This window comes from Burkholderia sp. SIMBA_062 (genome assembly GCF_046534765.1).
In the GTDB taxonomy this organism is placed as follows: Bacteria; Pseudomonadota; Gammaproteobacteria; order Burkholderiales; family Burkholderiaceae; genus Burkholderia; species Burkholderia ambifaria.
The window spans coordinates 24804-48772 of sequence record NZ_JAWRYD010000036.1 but is presented as its reverse complement, the minus strand read 5'-3'; the positions used below and the strand labels follow the sequence as shown (position 1 = coordinate 48772).

The 23969-nt window shown below is 68.7% G+C and carries 22 protein-coding genes; 7 read left to right on the top strand and 15 right to left on the bottom strand.

The genetic code is table 11. The features are described from left to right. The first annotated feature begins 39 nt into the window (after nt 1-39). Nucleotides 40-924, top strand: coding sequence for a UTP--glucose-1-phosphate uridylyltransferase GalU (gene galU, locus SB786_RS29575; protein WP_410730550.1), 885 nt, complete (start codon nt 40-42; stop codon nt 922-924). Nucleotides 925-987: 63 nt separating this feature from the next. On the opposite strand, the gene SB786_RS29570 is transcribed toward galU, so the two are convergent. The 7 genes from SB786_RS29570 to SB786_RS29540 all read right to left on the bottom strand — a co-directional run bounded on the left by SB786_RS29570 (nt 988) and on the right by SB786_RS29540 (nt 8367). Next, nucleotides 988-1602, bottom strand: a complete 615-nt coding sequence (locus SB786_RS29570; RefSeq protein WP_410730549.1) for a DUF4136 domain-containing protein — start codon at nt 1600-1602, stop codon at nt 988-990. 37 nt (nt 1603-1639) lie between these two features. Continuing rightward, nucleotides 1640-4027 (bottom strand): CHASE2 domain-containing protein, encoded by a 2388-nt coding sequence (locus tag SB786_RS29565; protein ID WP_410730548.1) that lies wholly within the window; start codon nt 4025-4027, stop codon nt 1640-1642. Nucleotides 4028-4037: 10 nt separating this feature from the next. Continuing rightward, a complete protein-coding gene (locus SB786_RS29560) occupies nt 4038-5399 on the bottom strand; it encodes a FecR domain-containing protein (RefSeq protein WP_410730547.1) in 1362 nt (453 codons plus the stop codon). Further along, a complete protein-coding gene (locus SB786_RS29555) occupies nt 5396-6100 on the bottom strand; it encodes a response regulator transcription factor (RefSeq protein WP_006762736.1) in 705 nt (234 codons plus the stop codon). The genes SB786_RS29560 and SB786_RS29555 overlap by 4 nt, the downstream gene beginning before the upstream one ends. Before the next feature lie 268 nt (nt 6101-6368). Further along, nucleotides 6369-6803: a peptidase gene (locus SB786_RS29550; RefSeq protein ID WP_410730546.1), complete on the bottom strand. Its 435-nt coding sequence runs from the start codon at nt 6801-6803 to the stop codon at nt 6369-6371. A 217-nt stretch (nt 6804-7020) separates the two neighbouring features. Continuing rightward, nucleotides 7021-7248 carry a sulfurtransferase TusA family protein gene (locus SB786_RS29545; protein ID WP_410730545.1) on the bottom strand — a complete coding sequence of 76 codons (228 nt, stop codon included), beginning with the start codon at nt 7246-7248 and terminating at the stop codon, nt 7021-7023. Between the two features lie 183 nt (nt 7249-7431). Then, nucleotides 7432-8367, bottom strand: coding sequence for a LysR substrate-binding domain-containing protein (locus SB786_RS29540; protein ID WP_410730544.1), 936 nt, complete (start codon nt 8365-8367; stop codon nt 7432-7434). Nucleotides 8368-8474: 107 nt separating this feature from the next. Between SB786_RS29540 and SB786_RS29535 the strand changes: the two genes are divergently transcribed. Then, nucleotides 8475-9995 carry a CoA-acylating methylmalonate-semialdehyde dehydrogenase gene (locus SB786_RS29535; RefSeq protein ID WP_410730543.1) on the top strand — a complete coding sequence of 507 codons (1521 nt, stop codon included), beginning with the start codon at nt 8475-8477 and terminating at the stop codon, nt 9993-9995. A gap of 55 nt (nt 9996-10050) precedes the next feature. Here SB786_RS29535 and SB786_RS29530 read toward each other — a convergent pair whose 3' ends face one another. The 8 genes from SB786_RS29530 to SB786_RS29495 all read right to left on the bottom strand — a co-directional run bounded on the left by SB786_RS29530 (nt 10051) and on the right by SB786_RS29495 (nt 17323). After that, nucleotides 10051-10935, bottom strand: coding sequence for a MurR/RpiR family transcriptional regulator (locus SB786_RS29530; RefSeq protein WP_410730542.1), 885 nt, complete (start codon nt 10933-10935; stop codon nt 10051-10053). 88 nt (nt 10936-11023) lie between these two features. Further along, nucleotides 11024-11200 (bottom strand): hypothetical protein, encoded by a 177-nt coding sequence (locus SB786_RS29525; protein WP_410730541.1) that lies wholly within the window; start codon nt 11198-11200, stop codon nt 11024-11026. Nucleotides 11201-11213: 13 nt separating this feature from the next. Beyond that, nucleotides 11214-12386 (bottom strand): Gfo/Idh/MocA family protein, encoded by a 1173-nt coding sequence (locus SB786_RS29520; RefSeq protein ID WP_410730540.1) that lies wholly within the window; start codon nt 12384-12386, stop codon nt 11214-11216. A gap of 22 nt (nt 12387-12408) precedes the next feature. Then, entirely contained in the window at nt 12409-13422 is a 1014-nt protein-coding gene (locus SB786_RS29515) for a Gfo/Idh/MocA family protein (protein WP_410730539.1), read from the bottom strand. A 52-nt stretch (nt 13423-13474) separates the two neighbouring features. Beyond that, nucleotides 13475-13636, bottom strand: coding sequence for a hypothetical protein (locus SB786_RS29510; RefSeq protein WP_410730567.1), 162 nt, complete (start codon nt 13634-13636; stop codon nt 13475-13477). A 65-nt stretch (nt 13637-13701) separates the two neighbouring features. Further along, nucleotides 13702-14727 carry an ABC transporter permease gene (locus SB786_RS29505; protein ID WP_012363687.1) on the bottom strand — a complete coding sequence of 342 codons (1026 nt, stop codon included), beginning with the start codon at nt 14725-14727 and terminating at the stop codon, nt 13702-13704. Nucleotides 14728-14753: 26 nt separating this feature from the next. Next, a complete protein-coding gene (locus SB786_RS29500; RefSeq protein WP_410730538.1) occupies nt 14754-16328 on the bottom strand; it encodes a sugar ABC transporter ATP-binding protein in 1575 nt (524 codons plus the stop codon). Nucleotides 16329-16396: 68 nt separating this feature from the next. Then, nucleotides 16397-17323, bottom strand: coding sequence for a sugar ABC transporter substrate-binding protein (locus tag SB786_RS29495; protein WP_410730537.1), 927 nt, complete (start codon nt 17321-17323; stop codon nt 16397-16399). 308 nt (nt 17324-17631) lie between these two features. Between SB786_RS29495 and SB786_RS29490 the strand changes: the two genes are divergently transcribed. From SB786_RS29490 to SB786_RS29470, 5 genes are all read left to right on the top strand, one after another. Beyond that, nucleotides 17632-19590 carry a bifunctional 5-dehydro-2-deoxygluconokinase/5-dehydro-2-deoxyphosphogluconate aldolase gene (locus SB786_RS29490; RefSeq protein WP_410730536.1) on the top strand — a complete coding sequence of 653 codons (1959 nt, stop codon included), beginning with the start codon at nt 17632-17634 and terminating at the stop codon, nt 19588-19590. 46 nt (nt 19591-19636) lie between these two features. After that, on the top strand, nt 19637-21520 hold the full coding sequence (gene iolD / locus SB786_RS29485; RefSeq protein ID WP_410730535.1) for a 3D-(3,5/4)-trihydroxycyclohexane-1,2-dione acylhydrolase (decyclizing): 1884 nt from the start codon (nt 19637-19639) through the stop codon (nt 21518-21520). A gap of 61 nt (nt 21521-21581) precedes the next feature. Next, nucleotides 21582-22511 (top strand): myo-inosose-2 dehydratase, encoded by a 930-nt coding sequence (gene iolE, locus SB786_RS29480; RefSeq protein ID WP_410730534.1) that lies wholly within the window; start codon nt 21582-21584, stop codon nt 22509-22511. A gap of 44 nt (nt 22512-22555) precedes the next feature. Further along, nucleotides 22556-23374: a 5-deoxy-glucuronate isomerase gene (iolB, locus tag SB786_RS29475; RefSeq protein WP_175655867.1), complete on the top strand. Its 819-nt coding sequence runs from the start codon at nt 22556-22558 to the stop codon at nt 23372-23374. A 95-nt stretch (nt 23375-23469) separates the two neighbouring features. Further along, nucleotides 23470-23964 carry a heme-degrading domain-containing protein gene (locus SB786_RS29470; RefSeq protein WP_410730533.1) on the top strand — a complete coding sequence of 165 codons (495 nt, stop codon included), beginning with the start codon at nt 23470-23472 and terminating at the stop codon, nt 23962-23964. Nucleotides 23965-23969 lie beyond the last annotated feature (5 nt).

Below are 23969 nucleotides of genomic sequence, written 5' to 3'. Positions count from 1 at the left end.
ACCGTCTGACAAGACGATTACAGGAATAAAGGTTCGATCATGTTGAAAGTCAACAAGGCGGTATTCCCCGTTGCCGGTCTCGGCACGCGGTTCCTCCCTGCAACGAAGGCGAGCCCGAAGGAAATGCTGCCGGTCGTCGACAAGCCGCTGATCCAGTACGCGGTCGAGGAAGCGATCGCCGCGGGCATCACCGAGATGATCTTCGTGACCGGGCGCAGCAAGCGCGCGATCGAGGACCACTTCGACAAGTCGTACGAGGTCGAGGCCGAACTCGAGGCGCGCGGCAAGGAAAAGCTGCTCGAACTCGTGCGCAGCATCAAGCCGAGCCACGTCGACTGCTTCTACGTGCGCCAGCCGGAAGCGCTCGGCCTCGGCCATGCGGTGCTGTGCGCGGAAAAGCTCGTGGCGGACAACCCGTTCGCGGTGATCCTCGCCGACGACCTGCTCGACGGCAACCCGCCCGTGATGAAGCAGATGGTCGACGTGTTCGACCACTATCACAGCTCGGTGATCGGCGTGGAAGAGATTCCGCCGTCGGAGACGAAGTCGTACGGGATCGTCGACGGCAAGGAATGGGAAGAGTCGATTGTCAAGATGTCGGCGATCATCGAGAAGCCGGCGCCGGAAGTCGCGCCGTCGAACCTCGGCGTGGTCGGCCGCTACATCCTGAAGCCGCGCATCTTCGAACACCTGCGCGCGCTGAAGCCGGGCGCGGGCGGCGAGCTGCAGCTCACCGACGCGATCCAGGCGCTGCTCGCCGACGAACAAGTGCTGGCCTACAAGTACCAGGGCACGCGCTACGACTGCGGCAGCAAGCTCGGCTACCTGAAGGCGACGGTCGAATTCGCGCTGCGCCACCCGGAAGTCGGCACCGAGTTCGACGCGTACCTGCGCACGCGCGGCAACGGGCAACCGGCCGCCTGAACGCGACCCGGGCCGGCCTCGCCTTCCCGGCGGGCCCGCCTTCCTCACCTCACGGCCGGCGCGTCAGCGCGTCGCGGCCGGCTTCACCGAGACGACGCCCGGCATTGCGCCCGCGTCGTCTTTTTTCGTCTTCACGAGCCAGCCGTCACCCTGCTCGAACGGCAGCTTCGCGAGCGCGCTCCTCACGAGCGTGGGCGCGGCCTGCTGCGTGCCCGCATCGCGATCGCGCAGCGACGCCGACACGCGATAGACGTCCGCGCCCGAGGTCGCGTCGACGAAACGCAACGTCAGCACGTGGCGGTACACCGTGCCCGCGAACGGCAGCGCGAACGGCGCCGGCCCGTCGACGGTCACGCACGCGCTGCTCGCGGCGCCGCACTGGTCGGCCGTCGCCGCGACCGACGCCGGCTGCGTCGCATACGCGATCGACAGCCGGTAGCGCGCATCCTTGCCGGCTTGCGCGTCGAAGCCGCGATGCGCGAGCTCGTCGCGCACCAGCGTCTCGATCCGCCGGTATTCGGCATCGTCGGCCTGAGCGGCCGTGCGGACGATATCGTAGCCGTGCGCACCGGACGCGAACACATTCGGCTGCCCGAGCGCGCTCACGCCGGTCGTGACGCCGGCGCAACCCGTCAACAGCGACGCCGCCAATGCGGCCGCTGCCCATTCCTTTCTCATGACTTCCCCCAAATGCCTGCCGTCGTGCCCGGCCCTGTCAGGCGGACGGCTCGTCGATCGCGGGCAGCGACACCGTCACCGCGGTGCCGACACCCACTTCGCTGTCGACCGTCACGCTGCCGCCGTGGCGCGTGACGACCGTCTTCACGAATGCCATGCCGAGCCCGGAACCCGAGATTTCGGGCCGCTCGCCGGCATGGAACCGCTTGAAACGCTCGAACAGATGCCGCTGATCTTCCGGCGCGATGCCGTACCCCTGATCGCGAATCGTACAGAACATCCGCTTCGATGCGTGCTCGATCGTCAGCGTACACGTGATCACCGTGTCGGACGGACTGTATTTGACCGCGTTGTTCAGCACGTTGACGAACGCGCGCGTGATCAGCGAGCGGTCGGCGCGCGTCCAGCACATGTCGGTGCCGACATCGGTATCGATGCGGATGCGCTTCGCCTGCGCCTGCGGCCAGACTTCGTCGCTCGCGTCGATCAGCACGTCGACGAGGCTCGTCGGCTCGAGCTGGTACGCCTGCGACTCCGCGCGCGCCAGTTGCACGAACTCGTCGGCGAGCGACAGCGCGCGATGCGCATACCGCTCGATCCGCGCGAGCAGCCTGCGCGTCGCGTCGGTCTCGACGCGTTCGCGCTCGATCTCGACGAGCGCGAGGATCGACGACTGCGGCGAGCGCATGTCGTGCGACAGCAGGTGCAGCGCCTCCTCGCGCTGCCGTTCGGCCGCATGCAGCTCGGTCACGTCGACGAGGCCGGCGATCCAGCCCGTCACGCGGCCCTGCGCGTTCGTACAGGCCGCGTAGCGCAACAGATGGTCGAGCCCGTCGCGGTCGCGCACCTCGATGCCGCGCGCTATCGCGTCGTGTTCGGCCTCGAGCGTCGGGTCGAGCGCGGCCGGCCAGTGTTCGCGGATCGCGACGTCGTGTTCGACGTTGCCGTCGACGGTCTTCATGAAGGTCAGCTCGCCGAGCGCGGCGCGCAGCGGCCGCCCTTCCGGCAACGGCAGCGCGAGCCGCGACCCGTAGCGCTTCGCCGCATGGTTCGCGATCAGCACGGTGCCGGCCAGGTCGGTGACGAAGATCGGCTCCGGCATGCTGTCGAGGCTGTCCCACACGAAGCGCTTCATGTCCTGCACGCGCTGCGCGGCCTGCGCCATCAGCGCCATCTGACGTTCGAGCACGTCGCCGCCGACGCTGCGCGTACGCGGCGCCTCGGGCAGCAGGTGCGGCTCGTCGGCCAGCCGCTGCAGCTCGCGGCGCAGGTACGACATCGTCATTTCGAGGCGCCGCCAGTTCCAGATCGGGTACACGGCGATCAGCCCGAAGATCGCGGGCGCGGGCGACAGCCACACGCGCGCCTCGAACAGCAATGCCACGCTCGCGACGACGGCCGCCGCGGCCAGGCTCAGCGTCAGCAGCAGGCCGCGCCACGGCGACAGCATCAGGAAACCGGCCAGCAGCACCGCGAGCGGCAGCAGCGACGCGGCGAACAGGCCAGCGCGAGACACGGGCAGGATCGCGCTGCCGGTCGCCAGCATGTCGAGCACGTTCGCATGGATGTATACGCCGGCAAGCGGGCCGAACTCGCCCGACACCGGTGTCGCGAAGCGGTCGTAGAGGCCCGAAGCGGTCACGCCGACGACGACGATCTTGCCGCGCAGCGCATCGGGTTTCACGCGCCCTTCGAGCACGTCGTCGAACGACAGCGTCGGATACGCGGGTGTGCTGCGGCTGAACGGGATCAGATAGCGGCCCTCGCCTGTCACGTCGCGCGACAGGTCGTGCGCATGCGCGCCGGGCGCCCCGCCGACCGGATGCAGCCGGCCGCCCTCGATCGCGCGGTAGACGGGCACCATCAGTTGCGGCCAGCGCACGCGTCCGTCGCTTTGGAACAGCGCGACGCTGCGCACGATGCCGTCGGGATCGACTTCGAGATTGATGTGGCCGAGCCCCGTCGCGCGGGCTGCCAACTCGGCCACCGGCGGATCGACGATGCGCGTGCCGTCCGCCTGCTCGGGGCTCAGCAGCACGGCGAGGAAGGTCGGCACATGGGCCATCGCGTCCGCGAACGCGCGATCCTCGGGCGACTGCTCGGTAAACAGCACGTCGTAGACGACGGCGGCCGGCTGCGCACGCGCCAGCGTGTCGAGCAGCCGCGCATGCACGCTGCGCGGCCACGGCCAGCGGCCGAGCGCGGACACGCTCTGGTTGTCGATGTCGACGACGACGATGTCGGGCGACAGCGGCAGGCTGCGCAGCATCAGCAGCCGGTCGTAGATCAGCCCGTCGACGCTCGACGACAGCCGGCCGAGCGCGCACGCGAGGATCACCGCGATCCCGAGGCAGCCGATCGCGATCCACTCGATCAGGAAGCGGCGACCGAGGCGCCGCCGTGGGGAAACGGAGTCGGTTTTCATCTGCCGCGGATCAGCGCGACAACGTGAACGCGCTGACCGGACTCGTCTTCTGGTAGAACTTGCCGCCTTCGAACTCCTCGACGGTCACCGCCCAGTAGTAGTCGCCGGGCGGCAGGTGCGCGACGGTGATGTTGCGCGCGTGCAGGCCGACCTGGTCGACGACCGGCGCGCTCAGGTCCTTCGAGCGCGACAGCACGAACCGGTAGCGTGCATCCTTGCCCGAGCCGTTCGGCGACCAGCGGAACTCGTAGCCGCCGGCGCCGGGCGACGCGCTCGCGTCGAGCCCCATCTGGCGGCGCTCGAACGCATAGGTGCGCGGCATGCCTTCGAGGCCGTTGGTGCCGATCGCGGCGACCCGCACGAAATAGGTGCCGTTCGGCACGTCGCGAAACACCGCACTCGGCGTACCGGTGCGGGTTTCGCGGAACAGGTCGAGCATTCCCGCGTCGTGCGCGAGTTGCAGGTGGTATGCGTGCGCGTCGGCGAGCGGCGCGATGACGAACGCGACGTCGGGCTCGTCCTGTACCTTGTCCGGATGCGTGAGCGCCGGTGCGGGCAGCAGCTGGACGGGTGCGCCGATCCCGCCGGACGACGTCGCGACGCTGCCGAAGTTCGCATGCACGAGCGTCGGGGCGGCCGGTCGCCGCTTGCCCGCGACGCCGACGGTGCCGTCGAGCACTTCGATGCGCGTCGCCGCGTTGCCGGCGGCGTCGTAGTTCACGCGAAAGCGCGTGCCGCGCACGCCGGCCACGACCGACGGCGAGCGGATCTGGAAGCGGTCGTCGCGTTTCTTCAGATGCGTGACTTCGCTGTCGACCGAGCCGCGCGTGAGCGCGAACTCGCGATCGAGCGTGCCGGTCAGCACGGTGCGGCGCAGCGTCTTCAGGTCGAGCTGGCTGTCGGGCGGCAGGCTCATGTGCGTGCCGTCAGTGAGCTCGATCGTCACGAAACCGTTCGCGCCGGTGCGCACGCGGTCGCCCTCGTTGAGCGTCGCATCGTTCGCGAGCGGCGCGTAGGCGTCGCCGGACGTACGCTCGGCCGCACCCTGCACCGCGACGACGCGCGCGGTCAGCTTTTCCTTGCGCAGCCGCGCGACCGGCAGCTTCAGCGCGATGCCGGGCTGCAGGCGCTTCGGGGCGGGCACGCCGTTGATCTGCTGCAGCAGCTGCCAGTCGTCCGGGCCCTGCAGGTAGCGCGCGGCGACGTCGTACAGCGTGTCGCCGGCTTGCGTGCGGTAGACGATCGTCTTGCCCGCGGCAGCCGGCGGCCGCGCGGCGGCCTGCTGTGCCGCGCACGCAAGCGCGACTGCGCACGCCGCGCGCAGTGCCGCCGCGCGCAGGCTCGGCGGGCGCTGCGTGATTCGCGCGATCACTCCGGTTCTCCCTGGCCGACCCGCTCGAGCCGGTAGCCGTACCCGTAGATCGGCGCGAGGCGATAGCCGTTTTCGGGCCGCAGGCCGAGCTTCGAGCGCAGCATCGAGATGTGCGTGTCCATCGTGCGCGACGGAATGTCGGTCGCCTGCTTCCACACGAGATCGAGAATGTGCGCGCGCGACAGCGGCCGGTCGAGATGCTGGAACAGCAGCAGCGCGAGCTCGAATTCCTTCTGCGTGAGGCTCACGGCCTTGTCGCCGACATAGGCCTGCTTCAGGTTCACGTCGAAGCGGAACTGGTCGAACTCGCGAACGGTCGCCTCCGGATTGACCGGATACGCGCGGCGCAGCAGCGAGCCGATGCGCGCGCGCAGGATCGGGCCCGACACGGGCTTGACCACGTAATCGTCGGCGCCTGCGTTGAGGATCTGGGTGATCCCCGCCTCGTCGTCGCGGCTCGTCATGAAGATGATCGGCAGGCTGTGCTCGGACTGGTTCGCACGGACCCACTTCAGCACTTCCTCGCCGGACATGTCGGGCACATTCCAGTCGAGCACGAGCAGATCGAACGTCTCGCGCTGCAGACGCTTCTTCAGGGCCTTGCCTTCCTTGAACGCATAGCACGTGTGGCCCGCGGCCGTCAGCGTTTGACTGACGAAATCCGTCTGGGCCGGATCGTCATCCAGTACAGCAATTCTCATAGCACCCCGCAAATCGAAATCGATTCGTCCAGTTCAGCTCCCGCGCTCACCCCGCCGCGCCGCACACGGGCGCGGCTTCCGACACCGGCCGGCGAGCCGTCGTTTGCCGCTCGCGCACCCTGCGTGACACGGCGCCCCGGCCAACTATCTCAAAAACGGGGCACGGACGAACCGGCGATTTCATCATAGTAGTATGAAATTCGCCAAGAAATTGCGCGGACTACGGTCCTTTATTCGAATAATCCTTCCCGGTCGCGCAATCGCGCGCCTAGTCGGCGCCCGCCAGGCCGGCCATCGGCTCGGCGAAATCGTCGGTCCGCACACGCCGCCGCGCGAGCGACGGCTGCTGCGGCTGCCGCAACAATCGCTCCAGCTGGCCGCGCACGCGCTCCCACGCCGGCGCCGCATAGTCGGGCTGGCTCGCCGCCCACGCGTGCGCGAGATCGAACACGCGTTCGACCGTCGCACCGCAATACGTGAGGCCCGCGCCGTCGTCCTGCGCGGCGTCGCGCAGCCGTCCGTCGAGCGACTCGGCCAGCCACGGCATCTCGGCCGCCGCCGAATCGGCATAGGCCTCCAGCGCGGCACGCGCGTGGCGATCCTGTTGCGGGTCGAGCTCGATCCGGCTCAACCCCGCCACGCGTGCGGGCACGATGCATTCCGCCGCGGACGGACTTCGAATGGTCCCTGGTCTGAAGGACATGTCCTCTCCCCGTTTGTACGACGGTAGCGTCAGGCATGGCCCCCGCGCCTCGTATGACGTACCGTGACCGGCGCATCCATCCGAGACGGACGACCGGCCGGGTCAGTATACGCAGCCGGTCGTGCGACGAGGTTTAAGAATTGTCAGAGGCGGTGGCGGTTTTTGGCCCAACGGGCGCTGCCCGGCCGGTGCCGCGAGAGGCGCGTGATGCGGGCCGTCAGCGGCGGCGCATCAGGAATACGAAGGTCTTGTCCTGGTTCGTCACTTCGACGATCTCGTTGCCCGTCTGCTTCGCGAACGCGGCGAAATCGCGCTGCGAGCCGGGATCGGTCGCGAGCACCTTGAGGATCTGCCCGCTCTCCATATCGGCGAGCGCTTTCTTGGCGCGCAGGATCGGCAACGGGCAATTAAGCCCGCGCGCGTCCACTTCCTTGTGAATCTGCATCGGCTGTCGACCTTCGAATGACGCGCCACACGGGCGCGGGAGGAAGCGGCGATTTTACCGCAGCGCGGCCGGGCCTGCCCGTGCGCCCCGGTCCGCCCCGATCCGGTCCTGCGCAGGCCTGCGCTGGCCTGCGCTGCGCAGCGACGCGCCCGCGCCCGCCGCTCGCCGCTCGCCGCTCTCCGCTCAGGCGCCCGAAAAACCGCCAGCGAGCCGCTCGCGCAGGTGCCGCACCAGCGCGCGCACCGCGCTCGGCACGACCGGGCTGTACGGCCGGATCGCGAAGATATGGTCGCCGAACGCGCCCGACGGCCGCCAGCCGTCGAGCAGCGCGACGAGCCGGCCCGCGTCGAGATCGCGCTGCGCGCTGAAATCCGGCAGCAGCGCAATGCCGAGCCCGCCGAGCGCGGCCTCGCGCATCGCCTCGCTGTTGTTGGCCGCGAAGCTGCCGCGCACCGGCACGCTCACGCGCTGGCGGCGCCGGCCGTCCGGCTCGAAGCTCCAGGCGGCCGGCTCGTTGTCGCGCAGGTAGCACAGGCAGCTGTGATCGACGAGTTCGCTCGGGTGACGCGGCGCGCCGCGCGCATCGAGGTAGTCGCGGCTCGCGACCAGCAGCGAGCGCGTGTCGCACAGCTTCCACGCGACGTGGGTCTGCGGCGCGGTCGTCGTATGGCGGATCGCGAGATCGAAGCCCTCCTGCGTCAGCGAATGCAGCCGGTCGGACAGGTCGAGCTCGATGTGCACACCCGGATGCTGTCGCAGGAACTCGGGCAGGTGCGGCACCACCTGCTGGCGCCCGAGCGCGACGGGCGTCGTCACGCGCAGCAGCCCGCGCGGTTCGCCGGCCAGATCCTTCACGCGCGCGAAATGCTGGCCGATCGACTCGAACGCGTCGCGCGTGCTGTCGACCAGCGTCTGCCCCGCGTCGGTGAGCCGCACGCTGCGGGTGGTGCGCCGCACGAGCGGCACGCCGGCCGCCTTCTCGAGATCGGCGATGCGCTGGCTCATCGCGGCCTTGCTGATGCCGAGCCGCTGCGCGGCGGCCGTGAAACTGCCGGCCGCGGCGAGCACCGTCAGCGAATGGATATGCGGCCAGAGCGCCTGGACATTTTGCTGATTCATCCACTGATTATTCAGAATTCTGAACAGTGAATCAAGCTGCGCGGCCTTCTCCCGCCCCGCCGCTTTGCCTAGACTAGGCTCCGTTCGCCCCATCCCCAGGAGACACGATGAACCCGGTTCCCGCCTACACGTCCGACGCCGACGTCGGCCATTACATCGACGGCGCGCCCGTTGCCGGCCGCAGCGGCCGCTTCCAGGACGTCCTCAACCCGGCGTTGGGCCGCGCGGTGCGCCGCGTCGCGCTCGCCGACGGCGACGAAGTGCAGCGCGCCGTCGCGTCGGCCCATGCCGCGTTCCCGGCCTGGGCCGAGACGCCGCCGATCCGCCGCGCACGCGTGCTGCACCGCTTCCTGCAACTGATGAACGAGCATCGCGACACACTCGCGGCGATCATCACGGCCGAACACGGCAAGGTGTTCTCCGACGCGCAGGGCGAAGTCGCGCGCGGCATCGACATCATCGAATTCGCGTGCGGCGTGCCGCAGTTGCTGAAGGGCGACTTCACCGACCAGGTCAGCACCGGCATCGACAACTGGACGATGCGTCAGCCACTCGGCGTCGTCGCGGGCATCACGCCGTTCAACTTCCCGTGCATGGTGCCGTGCTGGATGTTCCCGGTCGCGCTCGCGACGGGCAACACGTTCGTGCTGAAGCCGAGCGAGCGCGACCCGTCGGCGGCGCTGTTCATCGCCGACCTGCTCACGCAGGCCGGCCTCCCCGCCGGCGTGTTCAACGTCGTGCAGGGCGACAAGGGCGCGGTCGACGCGCTGCTCGACCATCCGGACGTGCAGGCCGTCAGCTTCGTCGGCTCGACGCCGATCGCGGCCTACGTGCAGCAGCGCGCGGTGCAGTCGGGCAAGCGCGTGCAGGCGCTCGGCGGCGCGAAGAACCACCTCGTCGTGATGCCGGACGCGAACCTCGAGCAGGCGGTCGATGCGCTGATCGGCGCCGCGTACGGCTCGGCCGGCGAACGCTGCATGGCGATCAGCATCGCGGTGCTGGTCGGCGACGTGGCCGACCGGATCGTGCCGGCAGTCGCCGAGCGCGCGCGCAAGCTGGTGATCGGCGACGGGATGCAGCCGGAAGTCGAGATGGGCCCGATCGTCACCGGCGAAGCGCTCAAGCGGATCGAAGGCTATATCGAGCAAGGCGTCAGCGAAGGCGCGCAACTGGTGGTCGACGGCCGCGGGCTGCGCGTGCCGGGCCGCGAGGCAGGCTTCTTCACCGGCGGCACGCTGTTCGATCACGTGACGCCCGACATGCGGATCTACCGGGAAGAAATCTTCGGGCCGGTGCTCGGCTGCGTGCGCGTGAAGGACTTCGGCGCAGCCGTCGACCTGATCAACGCGCACGAGTTCGGCAACGGCGTCGCCTGCTACACGAGCGACGGCGGAATCGCCCGCGAATTCGCGCGGCGCATCCAGGTCGGCATGGTCGGCATCAACGTGCCGATTCCGGTGCCGATGGCATGGCACGGCTTCGGCGGCTGGAAGAAGAGCCTGTTCGGCGACATGCATGCGTACGGCGAGGAAGGCGTGCGCTTCTACACGCGCCAGAAGTCGGTGATGCAGCGCTGGTCGTCGAGCATCGGCAAGGGCGCCGAGTTCGCGATGCCGACCGCGAAGTAAGCGGACGGATGCGCCGCCCGCCGGGCATTCCCGCGGGCGGCGGGCAAGCACATGGTCAGCCGGCCTTCGTGCCGTGCGCGCCGTCGGCGGTCGGCAGGTACGACAGTTCCAGGCGGTACGCGAGCGCAACGAACAGGCTCTGCGCGAGGCCCATCGTCGCGGTCAGCGCACGGAACCCGAACGTCGCGCTGTCCTGCACCATCAGCGTCACCTCGGCCTCCCGCGCGAGCGGGCTCATCCGGCTGTCGGTGATCGCGATCAGGCGCGCGCCGCGCTGCACGGCCTGCTGCGCGACCTGCACCGTCTCGTCCGCATAGGGCATGAACGAGATCACGATCATCACGTCGCCCTCGCGCACCGAGCGGATCTGGCCGAGATGCATGCTGCCGAGCGCGCTGAACAGGCCGATGCGCTTGTCGGTGTGCTGGAGTGCATAGTCGAGATACACGGCGATCGGAAACGCGCGGCGCGAGCCGGCGATCCAGATGGCCTGCGTGTCGGCGAGCAGGTCGACGGCCTGCGCGAGCGCCTGCGGATCGAGCGTCTGCCGCAACTGCTGCATCCCGGCGATGCTGCCCTTGATGAATTCGTCGGCGATCTGCTCGGGCTGCAGGCTCGACGAGCCTGATTCGATCACGTCGCGCAACCGCAGGTTGTACGCGCGGCCCGGCGCGATCTGCTGCGCCAGCCCCTCGCGGAACAGCCGCTGCATCTCGGAGAAGCCGGAGAAGCCGAAATGCTTCGCGAATCGCACGACGGCCGACGGCTGGACGCCGCAGGCCTCCGCGAGCGACTGGATGCCCTCCAGGCCAAGCTGGTCGCGATGGGTTTCCACGTGACGCGCAATCACCTTCAGGCGATTGCTGAGGCCGTCGTACTCCTGCGTCAGATGCTGCAGGAACTGCTCGACGGTGGCGGGAGGTTTCTCGGATGAGCTCATCGGATGGCGCGAAGTTGACGGCCCCGATGCGCGCGCGGCCTGTGGGCGCGGCCCGGGACTCTCCTGAATACATGCATGAAGGGCGAATTTAATCACGTTTGCGGCACGGCCCGTGCCGCATGCTCGCTCCCACGCGCTCGATCATCACCTGCACACGCTCCACGACGATACTGGAACCCATTTTCCAATGCGCTTGCCGCGCCGTAAAGATCAGGCGTTTACCGACGTCGGCGGCGGCCGCTGGCCGCTGGCCGATGCCGCGCATCGGCCGCCATCGCTCAACGATAGTCGACCCACATGCCGCCCGCATCGGCGGAGCGCACGCAGTTCTCGACCCAGCGCACGCCTTCGACGCCTGCGTGAACGTCCGGAAAGCGGATGTTCTTCAATGCTTGCGTGTCGCCGCGATCGGCGGCGTCCATCGCGAACGCGAAACGCGCATACAGGTTCGACCACGCGTCGAACAGCCCTTCCGGATGCCCGGCGCCGATGCGATCCTCGCTCAATGCGTGCGGATGCAGATAGCCCATCCCGCGATCGAGCACCTGCGCGGGCTGCCCCTGGATTTCGTAGCGCAACTGGTTCGGATGCTCGTCCCACCATTCGACGCTCGCCTTCGCGCCGATCACACGCACCTTCTGCCCGTGCATCGAGCCGGCGTTCACCGCGCTCGACCATACGTAGCCGATCGCGCCCGTGTCGTATTCCATGATCGTGAACGCGTTGTCCTCGAGCGGCGCGCGGCTCTTCACGAAGCTCTGCCGCGAGCACATCAGCCGGCGGATCTTCAGCTCGGGCGCCATCAGCTCCGAGATGTACAGCGGGTGCGTGCCGATGTCGCCGAGCACGTAGCTCGGGCCCGCGAACGTCGGATCGACGCGCCAGCGCGCGGCCGCGCTGGCGGCCTCGACGCCGTCGCTGTGAAAGCCGTGCGCGAACTGCATCTGCACGATGCGAATCTCGCCGAGATCGCCGCGCGCGATCATCTCGCGCGCCTGCTCGATCATCTGGTGGCCCGAATAGCCGTACGCGACGCCGACGATGCGGTTCTTCTCGACCGACAGCCGCTGCAGCGCCTCGGCCTCCGCGGTCGTGAAGCACAGCGGCTTCTCGCAGACCACATGCAGCCCCGCGTTCAGCGCCGCGCGGCAGATCTCGAAGTGCGTGTTGTTCGGCGTCGCGATCGACACCGCGCGGATGCCGTCGGCGCGGCGCGCCTCGGCATCGAACATCGTCCGGTAGTCGGGATAGCAGCGCCCGGCGTCGACGCCGAGCCTCACGCCGAACTGCCGGCCGCGCTCGGCATCGATATCGAACGCGCTGGCGACCAGCCGGAAGCTGCCGTCGCGCAACGCGGCCGACCGGTGGCTGTAGCCGATCTGGCTGCCGAGCCCGCCGCCGACCATGCCCCAGGGAATCGAATGTCCGAGCAGCATCTGTCCGTCGATCATGATTGTCGTGTTCCTGTCCGGCTCAGCCGCGATAGAACGCCGGGCGTTCGGCCATCGCGATCGGCTCGACCGCCCCGCTCTGCTGCGCGCGCACGCACGCGTCGGCCGCGACCGCCGCCGCGTAGCCGTCCCACGCGGACGGGCCGGTCAGCGCCCCCTGCCGCACGCCGTCGATGAATGCCTGCAGCTCGACGTCGTACGACGCGATGAAACGCTCCTTCCAGTCGGTCATGATCTCGACCGATTGCCGCGCCGCATGCTTGAGGCCGACGGCCGGCGGATCGGGCAGCTTCGCGATGCCGTTCTCGCCGACGACCTCGCACTGGATGTCGTAGCCGTACTGGCAGTTGACGAAGATCTCGACGTCGATGCGCACGCCGCTCGCGGTTTCGAGCAGCACGATCTGCGGATCGGCGAGATGCGCGCTCGCGTGGCGCGTCTTCTTCGGGTAGACGACCTGCGCGCTCGTGTAGTCCTCGCCGAGCAGCCAGCGCAGCACGTCGAGCTCGTGGATCAGCGTGTCGGTGATCGCCATGTCGGTCGTGTAGCGCTCGCCGACCGACTGGTTGCGGTGCGCGCAATGCAGCATCAGCGGCGCGCCGATCCCGCCGCTGTCGATCACGCGCTTGAGCGCGCGATACCCTTCGTCGTACGGCCGCATGAAGCCGACCTGCACGAGCCGGCGGCCGTGCGCGACCTCGGCCTCGACGATTCGCATGCAGCCTTGCGCCGTCACCGCGAGCGGCTTCTCGCAGAACACCGGCTTGCCGTGCGCGATCGCGTCGAGCACGAACGCTTCGTGGGTCGGCCCCCACGACGTGACGAGCACGGCCTGCACGTCGGCGGCCGCGACCACCTCGTGGCCGCCGACGTAGATTTCCGCGTCGAGCCCGTACTTCGTCACCGCGTCGCGCGCCTGCTGCGGATCGATGTCGTTGACGGCCACCACGCGCGCGCCGGACAGCGTGCGCGTCAGCCTGCGGATATGGTCCTGGCCGATCGCGCCGCAGCCGATCACGCCGATTTGCAAGGTCATCCGGATATCTCCAGTCTGTCGTTCATCAATGGCGCGGCCGGTGCCGCGCCGGTCAGTCGTGAGTCAGCGCGCCGCCGCGCGATCGAAATGGCGATCGACGTCGCGCCGGATCGTGTCGCGCAGGTAGCGCGACGATGCTTGCGCGTGCGCGCGGCAACCGGTCGAGCGGCAGGTGGCGAATCATGTAGGGATCCAGAGCGATCTTCATCTTCATTCCGGGCGACGGGCACCGGCGACGGGCCACCGGCGACGGGCGACCCGGGCATCGGTTTCGGCCGCTCAGCGGCGCGACTTCTTGTTGCGGTACTGATCGGCGATCACGGCCGCGACGATGATCGCGCCCTTGACCATCTCCTGGTAGTACGCGTCGATCCGGATGAACGTGAAGCCCGACGTCATCACGCCGAGAATCAGCACACCGATCACGGTGCCCGTCACGCGCCCGAGGCCGCCCGACAGCGACGTACCGCCGATCACGACGGCCGCGATCGCGTCGAGCTCGTACATCACACCCATGCCCGACTGGCCGGAGATCGCACGCGCGGCCGTCACGGTGCCGGCGATCCCGCTCAACAGGCCCGCGATCGCATAGACGAACACCAGGTGGCGCGTCACGTTGATGCCCGACACGACGGCCGCGTGGCGGTTCGCGCCGATCGCATACGTGTACTTGCCGAAGCGCGTGTAGCGCAGTACGACGTGGAAGATCGCGGCCACCACGAGAAAGATGATCACCGGGTTCGCCCCCGCGCCGATCGCCGCGAACTGGTCGGTCAGCATCGACACCGGCATTCCGTTGGTGAACCACTTCGCGAAGCCGCGCGCGGCGACCATCGTGCCGAGCGTCGCGATGAACGGCGGGATGCCCGTCAGCGCGATCAGCGAGCCGTTCAGCAGGCCGACCAGCAGCCCGACGCACACGCCGGCCAGCACCGGCCAGATGACCGGCAGGTCGGTCAGGTGCGGGAACACCGCGCGCGGAAAATCGGACACCTGCGCGAGGCTGGCCGACACGACGGCCGCCGCGGCGACGACCGAGCCCGACGACAGGTCGATCCCGCTGGTGATGATCACGAGGTTCACGCCGACCGCGATGATGCCGATCACGGCCATCTGCAGCACGATGATCTCGAGCCGCTCCGCGTTGAACAGGAAGCTCTGGCCGACGACGAGCCAGCCGATCACCTCGAAGAACAGGCTGATGCCCACCAGCACCAGGAAAATGCTCAGTTCGGGCGGCCACTTCGCGTGCCGCGTCTTGATCGTCAGGGACTGCGCGTCCGCGACGGGGTTCAGGTTGCCCATTGCTTTGTCTCCAATCTTGTTTCGGCTCAGCGCGAGGCCAGATCCATGATGCGGACCTGGTCGGCGTCCTTGCGTTCGACGATGCCGGTCATCCGGCCTTCGTGCATCACCATCACGCGGTCGCTCATGCCGAGCACCTCCGGCATCTCCGACGAGATCATCAGTACCGCGACGCCCTTGCCGGCGAGCGCGCTGACGAGGCGGTGGATCTCGGCCTTCGCGCCGACGTCGATCCCGCGCGTCGGTTCGTCGAGGATCAGGATGCGCGGCTGCGTCAGCAGCCAGCGGCCGATCAGCACCTTCTGCTGGTTGCCGCCCGACAGGTTCTGGATTTCCTCGTGCAGCCCGGGCGTCTTCACGCGCAGCATCCGGCTCATTGCCTCGCAATCGCGTTTCAACTGCGCCTGCCGCACGAAATTGAACTTCACGTAGCGGTTGCTGAGCACGGCCGCTTCCATGTTCGCGAGCAGGTCGAGATTCAGGAAGCAGCCGGTGTCCTTGCGGTCCTCGGTGAGAAACGCCATCCCGTGCTTCATCGCCTGCGCGGGCGTGGCGATGCGCACCGGCTTGCCGTCGATGCGGATCTCGCCGGAGGTCGCCGGCACGACGCCGAACAGCGCCTCCGCGACGTTCGAGCGCCCCGAGCCGACCAGGCCCGCGACGCCGAGGATCTCGCCCGCGCGCAGTTCGAAGCTGACGTCGCGGAACACGCCGTCGACGCCGAGGTTCTTCACGGCCAGCACGACATCGCCGATCGGCACTTCCTCCTTCGGGAACATCTGCGTGATCTCGCGGCCGACCATCATCCGGATGATGTCGTCGCGCGTGACGTCGGTCGACGCGTGCGTGCCGATGTACTTGCCGTCGCGGAACACCGAGAACTCGTCGGCGATCTCGAACAGCTCGTTCATCTTGTGCGTGATGTAGACGATGCCCTTGCCCTGCTCGCGCAGCTGGCGAATGATCCGGAACAGGTGCGAGACCTCCTTGTCGGTCAGCGCGGAGGTCGGCTCGTCCATGATCAGCACGTCGGAGTCGAACGACACGGCCTTCGCGATCTCGACCATCTGGCGGCTCGCGACGGTCAGCGTGCGCACGTCGGCTTCCGGGTCGATGTCGATCGACAGCCGCTCGAACAGTGCGGCGGTGCGGCGGCGCAGCGCGGCGTGATCGATCAGGCCGAAGCGGTTCTTCGGTTCGCGGCGGATCCAGATGTTCTCCGCGACCGTCATGTACGGCATCAGGTTGAGTTCCTGGTGAATCATCGCGATCCCGCGATCGAGCGCGTCGAGCGGGCCGCTCAGCACGACGGGCTCGCCGTTGATCAGGATCTCGCCCTGGTCGGGCGTGTAGACGCCGGCAATGATCTTCATCAGCGTCGACTTGCCGGCGCCGTTCTCGCCCATCAGCGCATGCACGGTGCCGCGGCGCACGCGGAACTGCACGCCGTCGAGCGCGACGACGCCCGGAAACGACTTGCCGACGCCGCGCACCTCGAGCAGGCAATCGGCGGCGGGCGCACCGGACGAACCCGGCGCGGCGAACGACGCGGCCGGCGCGCTTTCGTTGGCCATCGAGCGCGCCATCCTGGCTGTAAACATGGACGTTCCTCGAAAGTCACACGCGAACCCGGACGCGCCGGGCCCGCGCAGTTCAGCGGAAAAACCGGTCAGTGCTTCGCGTACTGGTTCATGTTCTCCGGCGTCACGAGCTCGAACGGCACGTTCACGTAGCGCTCGACCGGCTGCTTCCTCGCGAGCTTCAGCGCGGTCGCGACGGCCTGCGCGCCCTGCCCGGCCGCGTTCTGGTACACGGACACCTTCAGCTCGCCGCTCTTCATCGCCGCGAGCCCGTCCGGCGTCGCGTCGATGCCCGCGACGACCGTCTTCGGCGTCAGCTTGCGCGCGGCCTTCAGCGCGTTGATCGCGCCGATCGCCATTTCGTCGTTGTTCGACACGATCGCGTCGAACTTCGTCCCGGCGCTCAGCCAGTTCATCGTGATGTCCTGGCCTTGCGTGCGGCTCCACTTGCCTTCGCGCTTGTCGACGATCTTCATGCCGGAGCAGTCCTTGGTCGCGATCACGTCCTCGATGTCCTTGGTGCGCGCGCGTGCCGACTCGTTGGACAACTCGCCCATCAGCACCAGGATGTCGCCCTTGCCGCCGAGCAGCTTGCACACCTGGCGCGCCTGCAGCGTGCCCGACTGCTTCTCGTCGGACGCGACCACCGCGACGCCGGCCGGCAGCTTGTCGAAGTCGACCGGCTTGCGATTCACGTAGACGAGCGGAATCTTCGCGGCGCTCACCATCTTCGTGATCTTCGGCGTCGCGTCGGTGTCGACCGCATTCACGATGATCGCGTCGACCTTCTGCGCGATCATGTTCTGGACCTGGCTCAACTGCTTGCCGACGTCGCTGCCGCCGTCCTCGATCTGCACGGTCGCGCCGTCCTTCTTCGCCGCGTCGCCGATGCTGTTGCGCAGGATCGTCAGGAACGTGTCGTCGAACGATGCCATCGTCACGCCGATCTTCTCGGCATGCGCGAGCGGCATGGTCAGGATCGCGGCGGCCGCGGCGGCCATCAGCTTGGTCTTCATGATCACTCTGTCTCCTCATCTCCGGGGGCGGAAAGCGGCGCGTTGCGCGCCGTCGGCATCGCGTCCGATACGGACCGAAGCATCCGGATGAAACTGTAGATCACTTCCTCGGCAATTTGGAAATTTATTTCTACGTGATTTCACCTAGGGAACTGGATTTCCAAAAAGTCTAGACTCCGTTCCGTAGCCCGATTCCTTGCGGCAGGCATTCTCGTGCCGTGCGGCATACGTGACGCAGAGCCGTCGCGGGATCGGTCCCCTCAATTTGCCGGCAAGGTCGAACGCCGGCCGCGAGCGTGATACGTGATATGAGCCCGTTGAACTTTCCGACTGACCGCCCCATCGATCTCGCCTGCCTCGGCCGCGTCGCCGTGGATCTTTACGCGCAGCAGTACGGCAGCCGCCTGGAGGACGCGCGCAGCTTCCAGATGTATCTCGGCGGCTCGTCGGGCAACGTCGCGTTCGGCGTCGCCCGGCTCGGGCTGAAGACCGCGATGATCTCGCGCGTCGGCGACGAGCAGATGGGCCGCTTCGTGCGCGAGACGCTCGAGCGCGAAGGTTGCGATACGAGCCAGCTGCAGACCGATCCGGAACGCCTGACCGCGCTCGTGCTGCTCGGGCTGAAGGACCGCGACACGTTCCCGCTGCTGTTCGTGCGCGAGAACTGCGCGGACATGGCCGTGCGCGCCGACGAGATCCGCGAGGACTTCATCGCCGGCTGCCGCGCGCTCGCGATCACCGGCACCCATCTTTCGACGCCGGCCACCCGCGAAGCGTCGCTGACCGCGCTCGGCTACGCGCGCCGCCACGGCGTCGTGCGCGTCCTCGACATCGATTACCGGCCGGTGCTGTGGGGGCTGACCGCGCGCGGCGCGGGCGAGAACCGCTACGTGCCGGATGCGCAGGTCACGCGGCAGTTGCAGCAGGTGCTCGGCGAGTTCGACCTGCTGGTCGGCACCGAGGAGGAATTCCTGATCGCGGGCGGCGTGCCGCACGATCTGATCGCGTCGCTTCAGGCCGTGCGCCGTGCGAGTAGCGCGGTGCTGGTGGTCAAGCGCGGCGCGCTCGGCTGCTGCGTGATCGAAGGCGACATCCCCGCGCGCATCGACGATGCACCGACTTTCCACGGCGAACGCGTCGACGTCCTGAACGTGCTCGGCGCAGGCGACGCGTTCCTGTCGGGCCTGCTGTCGGGCCTGCTGCGCGGGCGCGACTGGGCGGAAGCGACACGCATCGCGAATGCGTGCGGCGCGATCGTCGTGTCGCGCCACGCGTGCTCGGCCGCGATGCCGACGCCGGCCGAGCTCGCTCACTGGTTCGGCGGCAGCCGCAACCCGCAGGTCGACGCCGATCGCACGCTCGCGCACCTGCATCGCGTGACGGTGCCGCGCCGCGAATGGGACGAACTGTGTGTGATGGCGTTCGACCATCGCAGCCAGTTCTACGAACTCGCGGTGCAGGCCGGCGCGGACGAAGCGCGGATCAAGACGCTCAAGCGCCTGCTCGTGCGCGCGGTCGAACAGGTCGAGCGCGATCGTCATCTCGAAGGCCACGTCGGCGTGCTGATCGACGGCGGCGCATACGGCCGCGACGCGCTCGCGCAGGCCACCGGGCGCGGCTGGTGGGTCGGCCGCCCGGTCGAGCTGCCCGGCTCGCGGCCGCTGCGTTTCGACGACACGCGCTCGGTCGGCTCGTCGCTCACGCACTGGCCGACCGAACAGGTCGTGAAGTGCCTTGTCCACTACCACCCCGACGACGACGTCGACCTGCGCGTCGAGCAGGAGCAGCGCGTACTGGAATTGTGGGAAGCCACGCGCGAAAGCGGCAACGAGCTGCTGCTCGAAATGATTCCGCCACGCGCGGTCACGCCGGCCGGCACCGAGGACGACGCGGTGCTGCGCACGGTCGCGCGTTTCTACAACCTCGGCGTGATGCCCGAATGGTGGAAGCTCCCGCCGCTGAGTGCCGACGGCTGGGCGCGGCTCGAGACGCTCGTGGCCGAGCGCGACCACCACTGCCGCGGCGCGGTGATCCTCGGGCTGAACCAGCCGCTGCAGTACCTGGTCGACAGCTTCCGCTCGGCGACCAACCCGATCGTCAAGGGCTTCATGGTCGGGCGCACGCTGTGGGCCGATGCGTCGCTGCGCTGGCTCGCCGGCCACAGCGACGACCAGGCGCTGATCGACGAAGTGGCCGGCAATTTCACGCAGCTGGTCGACGCGTGGCTCGGCCGCCGTGCCGCCGCGCGCGCCGCCGCCGCGGCCTGATGCCGGCGCCTGTGACGACCACCCGACTCTTTCCTATCGACAGACGATGACCACCACCGTGAGACTGACCGTCAGCCAGGCGCTCGTGCGCTACCTGGCCGCCCTGCGCGCCGAAGTCGTCCAGCCGGACGGCCGTACCGAGATCCTGCCGTACTGCGGCGGCGTGTTCGCGATCTTCGGCCACGGCAACGTCGCCGGGCTCGGCGAGGCGCTCCACGCCGAACGGGACCGGCTGCCGACGTTGCGCGCGCATAACGAGCAAGGGATGGCGAATGCGGCCGTCGCGTTCGCGAAGGCGAATTTCCGCCAGCGGATGATGGCCGCGACGTCGAGCATCGGCCCCGGCGCGACCAACATGCTGACCTCCGCCGCGCTCGCGCACGTCGGCCGCCTGCCGCTGTTGCTGCTGCCCGGCGACGTGTTCGTGTCGCGGCTGCCCGACCCGGTGCTGCAGCAGGTCGAGGATTTCGAACAGGGCGACGTCAGCGCGAACGACTGCTTCCGGCCGGTGACGCGCTACTTCGACCGGATCACGTCGCCCGAGCAGCTGCTCGTCGCGCTGCCGCGCGCGATCCAGGTGATGACCGATCCCGCGCAGTGCGGCCCCGTGTGTCTCGCGCTGCCGCAGGACGTGCAGACCTTCGCGTACGACTGGCCGGAGGATTTCTTCGCGCCGCCGGTGATCCGGATGCGCCGGCCGCCGGCCGACGCGCTCGAACTCGCGGATGCGCTCGACGTGCTGAAGGCCGCGAAGAAGCCGCTGATCGTCGCCGGCGGCGGCGTGCTGTACAGCCAGGCGTGGGACGCGCTGCGCACGTTCGCCGACACGCACGGCGTGCCGGTCGCCGAATCGCAGGCCGGCAAGGGCAGCCTCGCGTGGGACCACCCGCTGAACCTCGGGGCCATCGGCGTGACGGGCTCGCCCGCCGCGAACCGCGCGGCCGCGCAGGCCGACGTGGTGTTCGCGATCGGCACGCGCCTGCAGGACTTCACGACCGGCTCGCACGCGCTGTTCGGCCATGCCACGCTGCTGAGCCTGAACGTGCAGCCGTTCGACGCGGGCAAGAAGCGCGGCCGGCAATTGATCGCCGATGCGCGCACCGGCCTCGGCCAGTTGTCCGCCGCGCTCGCGGGCTGGCGCGCGGAGGCGGCATGGACCGCCGCGAACCGCGACCAGGCCGCCGCGTGGAATGCGCGCGTGACCGAGCTGACCACGCGCGTGCCGAACGACACGCTGCCGTACGACGCGGAAGTGATCGGCGCGGTGCGCGACTCCGCGGCCGACGCGGGGCGCGACAGCGCGCGCGACGATCTCGTCGTGTGCGCGGCCGGCACGCTGCCGGCCGAGCTGCACAAGCTGTGGCGCAGCGGCGTGCCGGGCAACTACCACATGGACTATGCGTACTCGTGCATGGGCTACGAGATCGCAGGCGGCCTCGGCGCGAAGCTCGCGCGGCCCGAGCGCGAAGTGATCGTGATCGTCGGCGACGGCTCGTACATGATGCTCAACGCGGAACTCGCGACCTCCGTGATGCTCGGCCGCAAGCTCATCGTCGTGATCCTCGACAACCGCGGCTACGGCTGCATCGAGCGGCTGCAACTGAATTGCGGCGGCGCGAGCTTCAACAACATGCTCGACGACTGCGTGCCGGAAGGCGGCGAGCGCTCGACGATCGACTTCGCGATGCATGCGCGCGCGATGGGCGCCGAAGCCGTGCACGTGCGCGACGTCGGCGAATTGCGCCGCGAGATGAAGCGTGCGCGCGCGGCCACGACGAGCCAGGTGCTCGTGATCGACACGACGCACGAGCGCACGACCGCGGACGGCGGCGCGTGGTGGGAAGTCGCGGTGCCGCAGGTGTCCGCGCGCGCCGGTGTCGAACGCGCGCACCACGCGTATCTCGACGAAAAAACCCGGCAGCGGCGCTGAACCGTTTTCTCTTCCCATGGGCCGCCCCGCGAAAACAACAACCGAACCAAGGAACCGCGTCATGAGCTGGAACGTTCGCATCGGTATCAATCCCCTGTCGTGGATGAACGACGACCTGCCGTCGCTCGGCGGCGAGACGCCGCTCGAGACGGCGCTGAAGGAAGGCGCCGAGATCGGCTATGCGGGCTTCGAGCTCGGCAACAAGTTTCCGAAGACGGGCCCCGAGCTGAAGGCGAAGCTCGCCGAATTCGGGCTCGTGTGCGTGTCGGGCTGGTATTCGGGCTTCCTCGCGGAAGTCGAGCGGGGCATGAGCGATGCCGACGCGGTCGCCGCCGAGATCGAGCGCTGCCGCGCGCACATGACGAAGCTGCAGGTGAACGACGTGAAGGTCGTGGTGTACGGCGAATGCGCGGGGACGATCCAGGGCAGCATCGACACGCCGGTCGCGAAGCGGCCGCGCTTCGTCGACGATGAAAGCTGGCGGCGCTACGCGGCGCGCCTCGACGCATTCGGCGCGCACCTGCTCGATACCTACGGGATCAAGCTCGCCTACCATCACCACATGGGCGCCTACGTCGAATCGCCGGACGACGTCGACCGCCTGATGGCGCTGACCGATCCCGCGAAGGTGTTCCTGCTGTTCGACACGGGTCACGCGTATTTCGGCGGCGCGGCCGATCCAGTCGCACTGCTGAGGAAGCACGTGTCGCGCGTCGTCCACGTGCACTGCAAGGACGTGCGGCCGCAGGTCGTCACGCAGGCGCGCAACGGCGGCTGGAGCTTCCTGAACGGCGTGATCAACGGCACCTTCACGGTGCCGGGCGACGGCGCGCTCGACTACGAAGCGACGCTGCGCACGCTGAAGGATGCCGGCTACGAAGGCTGGCTCGTCGTCGAGGCCGAGCAGGATCCGGCCGTCGCGCCGAGCTACCAGTATGCGAAGAAGGGCTACGCGTCGCTGCGCGCGATCGTCGACCGGTTGAGCGCGTGAGCGCTGTGATCCCCGCTATTCCCCCCATTGTGGAGCCCCGTTCCATGACGATTTCTCCCCTGCTGGTCAAGGCATCCGCCGGCCGCGAAATCTGCAACGTGACGCCCGAGTCGGCCGGCTGGAAACACGTCGGCTTTCGCGCGCTGCGCCTGAAGGCCGGCGACACCGAAACGCTCGACACCGGCACGCGCGAACTGTGCGTCGTCGTGCTCACGGGCACGCTGCGCGCGCAAGTCGACGGTGAAACCTACGATGCGCTCGGCAAGCGCGACAGCGTGTTCGAAGAAGTGTCGCCGGACGCGCTGTACGTGCCAGGCGGCAAGACCGTCACGCTGGTCGCGACGCGCGACGCGGAGGTTGCGCTATGCACCGCGCCTTATGCGAGCGGCGACAAGCGCGTGCAGCGCCTGGACGGCGAACGGATGCGTCGCGCGGTGCGCGGGCAAGGCACCAACACGCGCTACGTGTGCGACATCCTGATGGGCGACAACCCGGCCGCCGACCGGCTCTTGGTCGTCGAAGTGATCACGCCCGCGAGCCATTCGAGCAGCTATCCGCCGCACAAGCACGATCGCGACGCGGCGCCCGACGAAACGTCGCTCGAGGAAACCTATTACCACCGGATCGATCCGCCGCAGGGTTTCGCGTTCCAGCGCGTGTACACGGACGATCGCAGCCTCGACGAAGCGTGCGCGGTCGAGAACCACGACGTGGTGATGGTGCCGCGCGGCTATCACCCGGTGGTCGCGCCGCACGGCTACAACCTGTACTACCTGAACGTGATGGCCGGGCCGAGCCGCGCATGGGCGTTCAGGAACGATCCCGCGCACGAATGGATGCTCGACGCGGCGCCCAAGCGCTGACTCGCTGATGCCGCTGATGCGCTGAACGATCGACGGCCGGCGCGCGACGCGGCACGCGCGCGGACGAGCCGGACTTGCGACGACACGGAGCTGCCATGGCAATCCCCTTCCCGCGCTTCGCACCCGCGCCCTTCGGCGACGCCGCGTCGGCGCCGATGCTGACGCACTTCGATGCCGACGCCGCGCGCCGGCTCGGCGACATCGCGATCAATCTCGCGTCGCGGCGCGGGCTGCCGATCGCGGTCGGCATCGTCGGTGAAGCCGCACCGCTGTTCTATTGCGCGCTCGACGGCAGCCGCGCGCACGACAGCGACGCGATCCGCCGCCGGCAGAACACGGTATTGCGTTTCGGCGTCAGCTCGCTCGAGGTCGGCGCGCGCTTTCGCCGTGCCGGCCGGTCGTTGCAGTCGCAGGGATTGTCGGACGCCGACTATGCGCTCGACGGCGGCGGCGTGCCGTTACTGCTTGCGGGTGGTGGAATCGTCGGCGCGATGGCGGTCGCTGGGCTCGACGACGAACACGATCACGCGCTCGTCGTCGAGAGCCTGCACTGGCATGTCGGCGCGAACGCGCTCGCGATGATCGCGTAGCGGCG